The sequence below is a fragment of the Pseudomonas sp. A214 genome (assembly GCF_900156295.1).
Lineage (GTDB): Bacteria > Pseudomonadota > Gammaproteobacteria > Pseudomonadales > Pseudomonadaceae > Aquipseudomonas > Aquipseudomonas rhizophila.
In genome coordinates this window covers 2,556,071-2,569,774 of the sequence record NZ_LT707062.1, presented here as the reverse complement: position 1 = coordinate 2,569,774, position 13,704 = coordinate 2,556,071, and the positions used below count along the sequence as shown (strand labels likewise).

Here is a 13,704-nt window from a genome sequence, read left to right as displayed (position 1 = left end):
CATGTTGCTGTACAGCATAGGTCCAAATAGTCATATCGTATGATGATTGGATTACAGGCGAAGTTTCCGACTGAAATCCCGAAATATTCAGTCGTGGTACATGACCGAACGTCCACCATCGATGGTGATGCACGAGGCGTTGATGAAAGGTGCTTCATCGCTGGCCAGGAACACCGCCGTCATTGCCACTTCGATCGGCTGGCCGATTCGGCGTGGCGGGTGCAGATCCAGCGCACGCTGGCGTTCGGCATGTGGATCGGCGAAGCCGTTCCAGTAGTCGATATTCAATTGGGTTTCGATGTAACCAGGCGCAATGGCATTCACCCGCACACCTTTGGGCGCGTATTCGATACCCAATGCGCGGGTCAGGCCGAGCAGTCCGTGCTTGGCCACCGGGTAAGGGAAACAGCCGGGAATGATGTGGGATGAATGAGTCGAGGCGATATTGATGATGCTGCCCCCGCCCTGCTCAAGCATCTGCGGCAACACAGCCTTGCAGCCGTACCAGGCGCCATCCAGGTCGATGGCGAAACAACGCCGCCAATCTTGCTCGGTCATTTCCAGCGGGTCACGAAATACGTTCACGCCCGCGCAGTTCACCAGAACGTCGATGCGACCGTGCAGTTCGACGGCACGACGGGCCATGGCATGCAGGTCCTGCTGGTTGGATACATCGGCTTTGAGTGCCTGCACATCCGCCCCGCGTTCACGCCAGAGGGCTGCGACTGTCTCAACCTTCTCGGCCTGGATATCACTGATGACCAAGCGTGCCTGCTGCGAGGCGAACGCGGCGACGATCGCCTCGCCAATGCCTTGGGCAGCCCCGGTCAGCAGCACAACTTTGTTTTTCAGGCGTTCGCCTTTCGGGGGTTCGGGCATCGGTAACAAGGACAGGGTGTGGGCCATGACTCAAGACTCCTGTCCGCAAGCACGACAAAAACCGGACATCCAGAGATGACCGGTCGAAAGGCTTTTGGAATCGCGTACGCCGTCGGGCGGTACGGAGGAAGATCGTTGCATCACTTCACCTGTCTTGTTTTTTTAGTGTGAGTGCGTGTCGCTGATGGGACCGACTATAAACCCGCTCGCCAAATAATCTCAATATATATATTTACATCCCATATTTTGGGATTCAGCCCGCAAACCGCGTACAAGCCACACCGGGTACCTCGACTCGCATCGACAACACCGCGCCGTCGAGTGGATGGTTAAGTGGGCTCGCCGCACTGGTGATGTACAGTGTCTTGAGGTCCTCACCACCAAACACACAGCTGGTGGGACGACTGACGGGCAGCTCGATCACCCGATCAACCTGACCTTGCGGGTCCAGTCGCAGCAGGCAGCTACCGTCCCAGCGAGCATTCCAGACATAGCCCCTGGCATCCATTGCCGAGCCGTCGGGGCCGCCACGCGGGTGAGGGCCAAACCAGACCTCGGCGGGGGCCAGGCTGCCGTCGGGATAAATGAAATGTCGGTAAAGCGTGCCGTCGAGACTTTCGCCGAAATACACCGTAGTGCCGTCAGGACTCCATAACAGCGTGTTGGGAATGCCCCGATCGCGCAGCAGCGGCATGACCCGGCCATCGGCGCCAATGCGAAACAGGCCCCCGAATCGTCCTTCAATGGGCAGGTCTTCTGCGTTTTCGCCGATGTTGTTCTGCATGGTGCCGAGCCAGAGCTGGCCCAGGGCATCGCAACGGGCCTCGTTGGCGCGATTCCCTGGCCGGGGATCGGCCATGCACAGCAATTTCAGGTTCGGTTCCAGTCCCGGCGAATCCAGATCGAGTCGATAGACACCGCTGCTCAGGGTCACCAAGGCGTCGCCGCTTTGTGTCGGAATGAAAGCGGACACATGCTCGGGCATCTGCCAGATTTGCACATTCGCGCCGATCAGCCGCAACGCCTGTTTACCGGCAATGTCGACCCAATACAGCGCTTGGGTCGGCTCGTCCCAGAAGGGGCCCTCCCCCAATATCGCCCGGTGTTCCGTCACAGCCGTCCACATCATTGAACACTCCTGTTTCCTGCTTGCCCGGCAATCTCTGTCCGCCCGGCCATGACGTTAGGGTAAAAACGCTTGATCGCCAGGTCAGCGTTATCGATCAAGGTCATGCAGGCCCAGACGCCCCGCGCCGCGTCACGGGCAGCGATGGCTTCGGCGATATCCTTGTGGATCGGCAACGTGCGGCGCAGCTCATCCGGGTCGGCGGCGGACACCTCGAACGACACCGCCAGCAGCGCGCCCAGGGCCGGGACCATTTGCTCAATAAATTGATTGTGGCTGGCAGCGAGGATGCACTCATGGAAGAACTGGTCGGCACGGTTGTAATCGGCCCCGCTGTCCACCGCCCGCTCCAGGGCATGGTAGGCCAGGCGGATCGCCTGCACCTGATCAGCCGTCGCTCGCTCACACGCCCAGCGCACCGCCATCGGTTCGATGGTACGCCGCAGGTCCAGCAGGTCATCGACGAAATTTTCCGGCAGCCCACTGCGCGACAGCCAACCGACCACCTGCGGGTCAAACAGATTCCAGCGACGCACCGGCAGCACCCGTGTCCCGACTTTCGGGCCGACTTCCAGCATGCCTTTGGCCACCAGGGTCTTGATCGCTTCGCGGATCACCGTGCGGCTGACGCCCAATTGCTGGCCGAGGTCGGCCTCAACCTTGATGGTCTGCCCAGGCTTGACCTGACCGGCGGCTATCCAGCCCCCCAGCCAATCGACGGTCGATGCGTGAAAACTGCTGGACATGAACACCCCGGGGCCACTTTCTATAGAGGCCCAAACTAATCATCATATGATTGGGTGTCAATTTGAATTTTACGGCTTCACCCGGGTGGGAGCGAGCCTGCTCGCGATAGCGGTGGATCAGTTAAGACAAGGTTGGCCATGCTGCGAGCAGGCTCGCCCCCACAGGGATCAGGGTTCCAGGCCTATCGGGAAAAATACCCCACCACTCCATACCCCCAACCACCTCTGCCCGTCGATCTCGCGACTGACCGCCAGCTCCACCAACTGGTAGAACACATTGCGATGGATCAGCGCTTCGAGGTTGCTGCGTACGTGCACGTAGGGCGCGGGTTCCTGGGTTTGCGGATCGATCACCACCCGCATCGGATGTTCGCCGCCGGCCTCAGTGGTTTCCTCGACGTTGGTGGTGAAGCGCAGTCGCTGCTGCTCACCCTGCCCTTCAACCTCCAGGGTCACCGCCACAAACGGTGCATCGTCGACCTTGATGCCAACTTTTTCCACAGGAGTGATCAGGAAGTAATCATGGCCGTCGCGGCGGATGATAGTGGAGAACAGCTTGACCATCGGCTTGCGCCCGATTGGCGTACCCAGGTAATACCAGGTGCCATCACGGGCGATGCGCATGTCGATATCGCCGCAGAAGTCAGGATTCCACAAGTGGACTGGCGGCAAACCTTTGGTCTTGGGGATCTGCCCCAGCAGGTCATTGGCTTTTTGCGGTCCGCTCATGGTGACTCCTTGAATGTTACTGGTCGCTCACTCCCAACAGGCTGCGGGCATACTCGCGCAAAGGGGGAGCGATCAGGTCTTCTGGCTGTTTGTCGTGCAACGTCAGTAAACCGCCACGACTCTTGATGCGTGCAGTATCAATCAAATACTGGGTACTGGTCTCGATCAACATGATTTGAATGACGCTGGTGTCGACACCCAAACGGTCCACGGCCTCTTCATCCAGCCATTCGTCGGTGTTGCCGATACGGTTGTCGGCCTTGGCGAACCGCGTATACAGCAAGTAGTGAGCACCGGCGGCTCGGGCTTCGCCCATGGCCTGGTCCAGACCCTCGGGAACCCGGGCACGACGCACCATGGGGAAATACTCGATGAAACCGTTGAAGGCCTCTTCGGCGACGACATTGGGCCGCGGGTAGGCACTGCCGGGAGGCGCGAAGGCACCCTGAGCAATGTAGATGAACGAATCCGGCTGGATGCGCAGGTTATTCACACGCCGGCTGTCGCTGTGGTCCAGCAAACCGGCGTCGCTCATGTGATAGCGAACGCCCTCCCCCATGTCGCTGACATTCATGCAGCCACCGAGCGCCAAAACGGCCAGCAGCAAAACCAGGCTACGCATCCTACCCTCCAAAAACCGGTGACGGAAAACCGGCGAATGGCCATTGGATGCAGCTTTTGCGCCAGCTCATCGAAATGGGGGTGTCAGACACATCCAAGTGAAGGGGAAATTGCTATCGCGGGCAAGCCTTGCTCCCACAGGTACGGTGTTCACCTGGGAGCAAAGCTTGCCCGCGATAGCATTCGTCAACCGCCGATGATTTTCATGATGGTTGCGCCGCCAGAGAACGCCACTTCCTGCTTATCCCCCAACGCCTTGACCAGCAAGCGCTGCAGAGCCGGCAAGGCCTGATGACGGGGTTTGTCGAGCAGATCGCCGACAAAGTGTCGGTTACTCGACGACAGGCAGCCATGCAGCCAACCCGTGGAGGACAGCCGCAACCGTGAGCAGGTACGACAGAACGGCACGCTTTCGTTAGCGATCACGCCAAAATGCCCTAGGCCCGGAATTTCATAGCGCACTGCGGTGGCATCCACTGGAGCGTCGGCTTGCAGGTACTCGTACTGGTCGCCGATCAGGCTCAGCAACTGCTGAAGGCTGACGAATTGCTGCAGGAACGCGTTGGAGTCGCTGGCCAGGTGCCCCATGCGCATCAGCTCGATGAAGCGCAGCTCATAGCCGCGCTCCAGGCAGTACTCGAGCAGTGGCATCACCTGATCCAGGTTCTGCCCGCGCAACGGCACCATGTTGACCTTGATCTTCATTCCCGCAGCACGGGCCTGATCCATCCCGTCGAGCACGGTTGCCAGATCGCCACCGCGGGCGATACTGCGAAACGCCCCTGGGTCCAGGGTATCGAGGGAAACGTTGATGCGGCGAATGCCGGCATCTACCAGCAAAGGCAGCTTTTTGGCCAGTAACTGACCATTGGTGGTCAGGCTGATGTCCTCCAGGCCCATCTGCCCCACCGCCGTCATGAAGCTTTCAAGCTTGGGGCTGACCAGCGGCTCGCCGCCGGTGATGCGCAGCCGCTCGATACCGGCAGCTTCGATCAGGTAGGCCACACCGCGCGCCATGGCCTCGGCCGACAGTTCATCCTGCGCAGCCACCAGCCGCTTGCCGTTGGGCACGCAGTAGGTACAGGCGTAATTGCAGGCTGAAGTCAGGCTGATTCGCAAATTGCGGAAACGCCTGCCTTGACGGTCAACGATCATGGATCACTCCGGCGAAAGAAGAATCGGACTTACGAAACTTGACCCAGAACTCAAGTTTTCGCAAGGCCCAAGCCTGAGTATATTCCTGGGACACTGCGCCATGTAAGCGGACATGGCGCAATCAGGCAGCTGAATGACTTAGCTGCTCGGAACGTCGGTGTCACGCTTGCGCTTGTTGCCCATGCGAACGCCTATGTCCATCAGGAACTGGAAGAAGCCTTCCTGGTCTTCCAGCACGTTGCTCCAGAACGGCGAGTGATACAGCGCCACCGCACCGTGCACCAACGCCCAGGCGGCGCAGTAGTGGAAATAGGGCGGCACGTCTTCGAGCTTACCTTCACTGATCCGGCCTTTGATCAGCAGGGTCAGGCGCTCGAAGTTCGAGGCGCGGATCTTGTGCAGTTCCTCGACCATCTCCGGCACTTGGTTGCCCTTGACCACCTTCTCTTCCAGACGGTCGAACAAGCGATAACGCTGCGGATCGCGCATGCGGAATTCGAAGTAGGCCCGGGACAGGGCCTCCTTGTCCTTGTCCACATCGGCCGAATGCAGCAGCTCATTCAAATCGCGCTCGTAATCAAGCATCAGGCGCAGGTAGATCTCCGCCTTGGATTTGAAATGTTTATAAATCGTGCCTTTGCCGATACCCACGGCATCCGCAATCATCTCGACGGTGACGCTGTCTTCACCCTGGTCGAGGAACAACTTGAGCGCGGTGTCGAGAATTTCCTGCTCGCGGCGACGAAACTCACGGACCTTACGGGGTTCTTTGTGCATAAGAAAAAGGTCTGAAGGGTCAAAATTCGAAGCCGAGTATTATGCCTAACTTACGCAAAAATGCACGGATCATCCGTTCCCAACCACAGTTCTTCACAAAACCGTGCAGCTCCAGCTTCCTGTCATTCGCTTCGCCGCACCGTAACGACTGGCTTTGACGGCAGTGAGAACTTATCCGAAGCGAGCGTATTCCAAATTTGTTTAAAAACCAGCCCGGCTAAACTGGACGCGTCAGCATACTGATCAATACTTGAACTGTCGGCGCGACATCTCCCCCAAGTGACGCGCCGGTAAAGGTACCAACGGACCGCGTGCCTTTGTTTTACTCCTAATGGTCTTAACCCGGATTCACCCCCCAGAACCCGGGTTTTTTTTGCCTGAAACTCAGGCAGACACCGCGCGGACATGGGCCAGCGGAAACAGCCGCTTGAAGTTCTCCGTAGTCTGCTCGGCAAATCGCTCGTAGGACTCGCCCCGCAACATCGCCAGGAACTCCGCCACTTCCCGCACGTATTGCGGAAGGTTCGGCTTGCCACGATACGGAATCGGCGCAAGGTACGGTGAGTCGGTTTCCACCAACAGGCGATCTGCCGGCACTTTGCTGGCCACATCCCGCAGCGCGTCGGCATTGCGAAACGTGACAATGCCGGACAAGGAAATGTAATAGCCCATGTCCAGCGCGGTCTTGGCCATGTCCCAGTCTTCGGTGAAACAATGCAGCACCCCCGCCTGTGGCAACGCGGCGTCACGCAACAAGGCCAGGGTATCGGCCCGGGCGCCGCGGGTGTGGATGATCACCGGTTTGCCAGTCTGTTGCGCAGCCTCCAGATGCAGCCGGAACGAAGCCTGCTGAACCTCGGCGGCTTGCGGTTCGTAGTGATAGTCCAGGCCGGTTTCGCCAATGGCGACCACCCGTGGATGGTCGAGCTCGCGCAACAGCCAATCCAGGGCAGGCGTAGCGTCGGGCTGGACGTCCAGAGGATGGATGCCGACTGAACAATCGACATCTGCATAGCGTTCGGCCAGGGCTTTGACGTCGGCGGCATTGTCGGCGCTGACGCCGATGCACAGGAAGTGACCCACACCACGCTGGCGGGCGGCATCCAGTGCAGCATCCAGGGAGCCGTCGTGGGCGGCGAGGTCGAGACGATCAAGGTGACAATGGGAATCTACAAGCATAAAGGGCCGGGCTACATCGTATGGGTGGGACGGTCGGATTTCAGGGTTCCGGCCAGGTGGGTTTCGATCTGATTACGGGCTGAATGGTCGCCGTCGTTGAACTGCACACCAACACCGGCAGCCCGGTTACCCTGGGCGCCTTTGGGCGTCATCCAGATCACCTTGCCGGCGACCGGGATCTTCTCCGCTTCGTCCATCAAGCTCAAGAGCATGAACACCTCATCGCCCAAGCGATAATTCTTGTTGGTGGGGATGAACAGGCCGCCGTTCTTGATGAAGGGCATGTAGGCGGCGTAGAGCACCGACTTGTCCTTGATGGTCAGGGACAGGATGCCGTTGCGTGGCCCGGGACTGACAGGTTCGTTCATGCTGATCTCCGCTGCGATTGAGCTGAGTTTAGGCAGTGTCTGTCAGTTTCGACCAGGCAAACTCGCCCATTGCACCAACAGCGCCTCGAGCAACAGCACCCGATTGAGGTTCGCCTTGCTCAGCACCTTCTGACGCTGGGCAAGAATCCAGTCCTGAATGTTCAAGATTTTATCCTGGCTGCTTTTTTGCGCCAGGTACTGAATCACCTTGCGCATGTCCGCCAGTCCCAGCCCGGTTTCGTCTTCGGTGAGCTGGTAGCGCAGGATCAGGCTCGACCAGTCACAGAACCAGTCGAACAGCAGAAGCAGCGGGATGGCGTTCCAGCCTTCTGCCAGTTGCGTGGGAGACTGTTGCTGCTTAAGCAGCTTCTTCACCCCATCCACCACCAGCGCCCGTTGTTCACGCACACCCTGGGCCTGAAGGCTGACGGCCGCCAACGGCGAGCCGGCGGCAAGGGTCAGCAACTCGACGCGTTCTTCGTCGCTGCTGTCAGGCAAGGCCTCGGCCAACCACTTCAAGCTCATCGCCTCACTGGGCAACGGACAGGCCTGCTGTACGCAACGGCTTTTGATGGTTGCCAGCAAGCGGCTCGGCTGGTGACTGACCAGCAATAGCACGGTATCGCCGGAAGGCTCTTCAAGGCTCTTGAGCAAGGCGTTGGCGGCATTGATGTTCATCGATTCCACCGGCTCGATCAGCACCACCTTGCGCCCGCCCATCTGCGAGGTCTGGACCACGAAGCTGACCAGATCCCGGACCTGGTCGACCTTGATCGCCTTGTCCGCCTCCTCCGGTTCCAACACGTAATTGTCAGGATGACTGCCGGCCTTGAGCAACAGGCAGGACTTGCACTCACCGCACGCGTTCGAGATATCCGGGCGCTGGCAAAGCAGGCTAGCCATCAGACGCTCGGCCAACGCCCGCTTACCGATACCGACCGGGCCGTGCAGCAGATAGGCATGGGCATGCTGTGCCCTTCCGGCCAGTTGCTGCCAGAGTCCGTCCTGCCAGGGATAGGCTTCAGCCACGGGCACGCTCCAACAAACGCGGCAACAAACCGTCCAGCGCCTGCTGGACTTGCGCCAACGGCTGAGCGGCATCAATCAACAGATAACGCGCCGGATCGGCCTTGGCCCGACTCAAAAAGGCATTGCGCACCGCGTTGAAGAACGCCTGGCCTTCCAATTCGAAACGATCCAGCCGGCCCCGGGCGCTGGCGCGGGCCAGGCCGATTTCCACCGGTAGATCGAACACCAGGGTCAGGTCCGGCCGCAGGTCACCCTGGACGAAGGTTTCCAGCGCGGCGATGCGCTCCAGGGACAAGCCCCTTCCACCGCCCTGATAGGCATAGGTCGAATCGGTAAAACGATCGCAGAGCACCACCGCGCCACGGGCCAGCGCCGGGCGAATCACTTCGGCCAAGTGTTGTGCCCGGGCGGCGAACACCAGCAACAGCTCGGTGTCAGGGTTCATGACTTCTTCGATCGGCGCCAGCAGCACCTCGCGAATCCGCTCGGCCAGCGGTGTACCTCCGGGCTCGCGGGTCAACACCACCTCGATGCCGGCGGCTCGCAGGCGTTCGGCCAGGTATTCGCGGTTGGTGCTCTTGCCGGCGCCTTCAGGGCCTTCCAGCGTTATAAACAAGCCAGTCACGGGCGATCCTTAAACAAAGTCATTGCGAGCGCGGCGGCTCGCTGGCATTCGGTTCGTCGATAGGCTCCTCATCCGGCACAGTCGGGGCCGGACTGGAGCGATAATCGGCTCGGCGCTTGAGCTGATATTCGCGCACGGCGTTATTGTGCGCATCCAGGTCATCGGAGAACACGTGGCTACCATCACCACGGGCGACGAAGTAAAGGCTGTTGCCGGCAACTGGGTTCAACGCGGCGTGAATCGCCTCGCGCCCCACCATCGCAATCGGTGTCGGCGGCAGGCCAGGAATCAGATAGGTGTTGTAGGGGTTTTCTTCCCGCAAGTGAGCACGGGTGAGTTTGCCGTTGTAGCGCTCGCCCAGCCCGTAGATCACGGTAGGGTCGGTTTGCAACAGCATGCCCAGGCGCATACGGCGCACGAACACACCGGCGATCTGCCCACGCTCCTCAGGCACGCCGGTTTCCTTTTCCACCAGGGATGCCATGATCAGCGCCTGATAGGGCTGGGAGTAAGGTAAATCGGCGGCGCGTTGCGCCCACTCTTTGGCAAGCACGTCTTCGAGCCGGTCGTAGGCAATTTTCAGCAGGTCAGCGTCCGATGTGCCACGCACGAAGCGATAGGTGTCCGGGAAGAACCGTCCCTCGGGGAATATCCCGGAATGACCCAGGCGGTCCATCACTTCGCTGTCACTCAGACCGGCGAGGGTCTGCTGGAGTTTTTCATCCTTGGCCAGCGCCGCGCGAACTTGGCGAAAATTCCACCCCTCCACCAGGGTGACGCTGTACTGCACCACTTCCCCGCGCTTCCAGACCTCGATCAGGCTTTCCATTGTCATGCCCGGCACCATCCGGTACTCACCGGAATGCAACGGTTGGCCGGCCAGATTGAAGCGCCAATAGACGCGCAACCAGAAAGCGTCCTTGATCAGGCCGTCCGCTTCGAGGCGCTTGAGGGTTCCGGTGGGGGTGGTCCCGTTGGGGACGTCCAGCAGTTCTTCCTGGGTGATGTTCAGCGGTTGTTGCAACGCCGAATGAATTTTCCAGGCGCAAGTGCCCAACAGCAGCACCGCCAGAACCAGTCCGGTTTCCAGCAGAAGCAAGAATTTACGTCTCACGAATCAAACATCCAATAGCGTGCGGGCAAGGGTCTGCAGTTTACGGGTGAGCGGCCCGGTCGACCAGCGCGCCGAACCGCATGCACGTACCGGCCATACGCCATAAACGCTATTGCAGACGAAGACTTCGTCGGCCTGGTGCAGCTGTTCGAGGCGGATGTCGGTGATGTGCGTGGCGATGCCTTGAGACTCGGCTTGATACAATAATTCGGCCCGCATCACGCCAGCCACGCCACAACGGCTCAGGTCCGCCGTGACCAATTCACCATCGCGCACCAGAAAGAGGTTACTGAAGACGCCTTCGATCACTCGCCCGGACGTGTCCAGCATCAAGCCTTCGGCGTGCTCGGCATCGCGCCATTCGGCGCGGGCCATCACTTGTTCAAGACGATTGAGGTGCTTGAGACCGGCCAGCAAGGGTTGCTCGGACAGGCGGGTGGCACAGGGAAACAGGCGAACGCCCTGCTCGGCATGCACTGGAGGATAGGCGGCCGGCGGACTGCCCTGCAGGATGCGCCGGGACGGCGCCGAGGGATCAGCGCCATAACCGCGAAGACCATCACCGCGGGTCACGATCAACTTAAGCACGCCGTCACCCAGGCATTGCGCGTAGGCGCGCAACTCAGCCTCCAACGCCCCCATGTCAACCTGGAGCGTCAACCGCTGACAACCTAGCGCCAGACGCTGCAGGTGACGCTCAGGCAACACCGGTTTGCCATTGCGCACAGCGATGGTTTCAAACAACCCATCGCCGTAAGCCAGGCCGCGGTCCTTGAGCGACAGAACGTCGGCAGGCTGACCGTCGACCCAGCTTTCCATCAACCAGCGAACCGGCGGAACACCAGCGAGCCGTTGGTACCGCCAAAGCCGAAGGAGTTGGACAGCACCACATCGATGTCCATGCCACGCGCCGTGTGTGGCACGAAGTCCAGATCGCAGCCTTCGTCCGGCTCGTCAAGGTTGATGGTCGGTGGCGCGACCTGGCTGTTGATCGCCAGTACGCTGAAGATCGCTTCCACCGCGCCCGCGGCACCCAGCAAGTGGCCGGTCATGGACTTGGTCGAGCTGACCGCCAGTTTGTAGGCGTGCTCACCGAACACGGTCTTGATGGCCTGGGCCTCGGCAAGATCGCCCGCCGGGGTCGAAGTGCCATGGGCATTGATGTACTGCACCTGCTCGGCGTTGACCTTCGCGTCACGCAGTGCGTTGGTGATGCAGCGGGCAGCACCGGCACCGTCGGCGGGTGGCGAGGTCATGTGGTAGGCATCGCCACTGGTGCCAAAGCCAATCAGCTCGGCATAAATGGTCGCGCCGCGCGCCTTGGCATGCTCCAGCTCTTCGAGTACCAGCGCACCGGAACCGTCGGACAATACGAAGCCGTCTCGGCCCTTGTCCCACGGCCGACTGGCGCGGCTCGGTTCGTCGTTGCGGGTCGACAGCGCACGGGATGCGCCGAAGCCACCCATGCCCAGCCCGCAGGCCGCCATCTCGGCGCCGCCGGCAATCATCACGTCGGCCTCGTCGTACATGATGTTGCGCGCGGCCATGCCAATGCAGTGGGTGCCCGTGGTACACGCCGTAGCAATAGCGTAGTTAGGCCCCTGCACACCCAGGTGGATGGACAGGAAACCGGAAATCATATTGATGATCGAGCCCGGCACAAAGAACGGAGAAATCCGTCGCGGCCCCGACTCGTGCAGCGTACGGCTGGTTTCTTCGATATTGGTCAAGCCGCCAATACCCGACCCCATGGCCACGCCGATACGTTCACGGTTGGCATCGGTGACTTCAAGACCGGCATTACGTACGGCCTGGAATCCGGCTGCCAGGCCGTATTGAATGAACAGGTCGAGCTTGCGGGCCTCTTTGACCGACAGGTACTCCTCGACATTGAAACCCTTTACCGAGCCGCCAAAACGGGTGGAATAGGCAGAAAGGTCGGTGTGTTCGATCAGACCAATGCCACTACGGCCAGCCAGAATGCCCTGCCAACTGCTCGGCACATCCGTGCCCAGTGGCGACAACATACCCATACCGGTGACTACGACGCGTCTACGCGACACAGCACTCTCCTTTATTCTAATGACGACTTTGCATCAGGCCTAAAGAAAAAACCGCACGCCATGATGGCAGTGCGGTTTTTCCATGACAGCTAGCGACGACTAAAAATAATTAAGCCTGATGCTTATTGATGTAGTCGATAGCCAGCTGAACAGTAGTGATTTTTTCAGCTTCTTCGTCAGGGATTTCGGTCTCGAATTCCTCTTCCAGAGCCATCACCAGCTCAACGGTGTCAAGGGAGTCGGCACCCAGGTCTTCAACGAAGGCAGCTTCGTTCTTCACTTCTTCTTCTTTGACGCCCAGTTGCTCGGCAACGATTTTCTTGACGCGCTCTTCGATGGTGCTCATACCTTGTTTTCACTCCTAATGGACAAATTCAGGCAGCTGGCCGGTGGGTAAGTGTATAGAAAGACTTTTCGGTTTTTCAACCGAAAGCTTCACTCCTCAAACCCTGCAGCCCGCCGCCTATAAATAGATTGCAGCTTTATAACGGATTTTAGACAGCTCGTATGACATTTTTTTGAAGCAATCCGTCACATTTAACTCATGTACATCCCGCCGTTTACCGGGATTGTAGCCCCAGTCACGTATGCCGCACCATCCGACGCAAGAAAAGCGACCACGGACGCGATTTCTTGAGCTTGCCCCAGACGACCCAGCGGAATTTGTGTCAACAAGGCTTCACGTTGCGCTTGCGGCAGTTCACGGGTCATGTCGGTATCGATGAAACCCGGGGCTACCGAGTTTACCGTAATCGAACGCGAACCCACTTCACGCGCCAGCGCACGACTGAAACCTTCCAGACCGGCTTTGGCCGCAGCATAGTTTACTTGGCCTGCGTTGCCCATGGCACCCACAACCGAACCGATACTGATAATTCGACCCCAGCGAGCCTTGGTCATGCCACGCAGAACGCCCTTGGACAGCCGGTACAGGCTGTTCAGGTTGGTATCGATCACGTCGAACCATTCGTCATCTTTCATGCGCATCATCAGGTTATCGCGGGTGATGCCGGCATTATTGACCAGGATTGCCGGCGCACCGAACTGTTCCTGAATGCTTGCCAGCACCGCCGCAACGGATTCATCGCTGGTGACGTTCAGTTCAAGACCGGTGCCTTGGATGTCGTTTTCCTTCAGGGTAGCGGCGATGCGCTCGGCGCCCGAAGCGGAAGTCGCGGTACCAACAACGATGGCGCCTTGACGACCCAGTTCCAGGGCAATGGCCTGGCCGATGCCACGGCTTGCACCGGTCACCAGTGCAACTTTACCTTGCAGACTCATGCAAGCTTCTCC

The 13,704-nt window shown here is 59.5% G+C and carries 16 protein-coding genes; all 16 read right to left on the bottom strand.

The genetic code is table 11. The annotated features are described in order from the left end of the window. Nucleotides 1-87: 87 nt before the first annotated feature. Complete coding sequence (locus BW979_RS11650) at nucleotides 88-906, bottom strand: SDR family oxidoreductase (RefSeq protein WP_047228211.1); 819 nt, start codon at nucleotides 904-906, stop codon at nucleotides 88-90. A gap of 226 nt (nucleotides 907-1,132) precedes the next feature. After that, a complete protein-coding gene (locus BW979_RS11645) occupies nucleotides 1,133-2,008 on the bottom strand; it encodes an SMP-30/gluconolactonase/LRE family protein (RefSeq protein WP_047228210.1) in 876 nt (291 codons plus the stop codon). Further along, on the bottom strand, nucleotides 2,005-2,751 hold the full coding sequence (locus BW979_RS11640) for a FadR/GntR family transcriptional regulator (RefSeq protein ID WP_047228209.1): 747 nt from the start codon (nucleotides 2,749-2,751) through the stop codon (nucleotides 2,005-2,007). The genes BW979_RS11645 and BW979_RS11640 overlap by 4 nt, the downstream gene beginning before the upstream one ends. A 168-nt stretch (nucleotides 2,752-2,919) precedes the next feature. Then, on the bottom strand, nucleotides 2,920-3,480 hold the full coding sequence (locus BW979_RS11635) for a DUF1285 domain-containing protein (protein ID WP_076383835.1): 561 nt from the start codon (nucleotides 3,478-3,480) through the stop codon (nucleotides 2,920-2,922). A gap of 16 nt (nucleotides 3,481-3,496) precedes the next feature. Continuing rightward, nucleotides 3,497-4,102 (bottom strand): DUF4823 domain-containing protein, encoded by a 606-nt coding sequence (locus BW979_RS11630; protein ID WP_047228207.1) that lies wholly within the window; start codon nucleotides 4,100-4,102, stop codon nucleotides 3,497-3,499. Nucleotides 4,103-4,287: 185 nt separating this feature from the next. Continuing rightward, entirely contained in the window at nucleotides 4,288-5,256 is a 969-nt protein-coding gene (locus tag BW979_RS11625; protein ID WP_047228206.1) for a GTP 3',8-cyclase MoaA, read from the bottom strand. 138 nt (nucleotides 5,257-5,394) lie between these two features. Further along, on the bottom strand, nucleotides 5,395-6,033 hold the full coding sequence (locus BW979_RS11620; RefSeq protein WP_003204240.1) for a TetR/AcrR family transcriptional regulator: 639 nt from the start codon (nucleotides 6,031-6,033) through the stop codon (nucleotides 5,395-5,397). Nucleotides 6,034-6,417: 384 nt separating this feature from the next. After that, nucleotides 6,418-7,212 (bottom strand): TatD family hydrolase, encoded by a 795-nt coding sequence (locus BW979_RS11615; protein WP_047228205.1) that lies wholly within the window; start codon nucleotides 7,210-7,212, stop codon nucleotides 6,418-6,420. 11 nt (nucleotides 7,213-7,223) lie between these two features. After that, complete coding sequence (locus BW979_RS11610) at nucleotides 7,224-7,580, bottom strand: PilZ domain-containing protein (protein ID WP_047228204.1); 357 nt, start codon at nucleotides 7,578-7,580, stop codon at nucleotides 7,224-7,226. 42 nt (nucleotides 7,581-7,622) lie between these two features. Further along, entirely contained in the window at nucleotides 7,623-8,609 is a 987-nt protein-coding gene (locus BW979_RS11605; protein ID WP_076383834.1) for a DNA polymerase III subunit delta', read from the bottom strand. Continuing rightward, the gene (tmk, locus tag BW979_RS11600; RefSeq protein ID WP_047228202.1) at nucleotides 8,602-9,234 is read right to left on the bottom strand and encodes a dTMP kinase; all 633 of its coding nucleotides are present in this window, start codon (nucleotides 9,232-9,234) and stop codon (nucleotides 8,602-8,604) included. The genes BW979_RS11605 and tmk overlap by 8 nt, the downstream gene beginning before the upstream one ends. 19 nt (nucleotides 9,235-9,253) lie before the next feature. Beyond that, the gene (gene mltG / locus BW979_RS11595) at nucleotides 9,254-10,348 is read right to left on the bottom strand and encodes an endolytic transglycosylase MltG (protein ID WP_076383833.1); all 1,095 of its coding nucleotides are present in this window, start codon (nucleotides 10,346-10,348) and stop codon (nucleotides 9,254-9,256) included. 3 nt (nucleotides 10,349-10,351) lie between these two features. Further along, nucleotides 10,352-11,167, bottom strand: coding sequence for an aminodeoxychorismate lyase (gene pabC, locus BW979_RS11590; RefSeq protein WP_047228201.1), 816 nt, complete (start codon nucleotides 11,165-11,167; stop codon nucleotides 10,352-10,354). Next, nucleotides 11,167-12,411: a beta-ketoacyl-ACP synthase II gene (gene fabF, locus BW979_RS11585; RefSeq protein WP_047228200.1), complete on the bottom strand. Its 1,245-nt coding sequence runs from the start codon at nucleotides 12,409-12,411 to the stop codon at nucleotides 11,167-11,169. The genes pabC and fabF overlap by 1 nt, the downstream gene beginning before the upstream one ends. Nucleotides 12,412-12,520: 109 nt before the next feature. Continuing rightward, nucleotides 12,521-12,757 carry an acyl carrier protein gene (gene acpP / locus BW979_RS11580; protein ID WP_047228199.1) on the bottom strand — a complete coding sequence of 79 codons (237 nt, stop codon included), beginning with the start codon at nucleotides 12,755-12,757 and terminating at the stop codon, nucleotides 12,521-12,523. Nucleotides 12,758-12,948: 191 nt separating this feature from the next. Next, entirely contained in the window at nucleotides 12,949-13,692 is a 744-nt protein-coding gene (gene fabG / locus BW979_RS11575; RefSeq protein WP_047228198.1) for a 3-oxoacyl-ACP reductase FabG, read from the bottom strand. Between the last annotated feature and the right edge of the window lie 12 nt (nucleotides 13,693-13,704).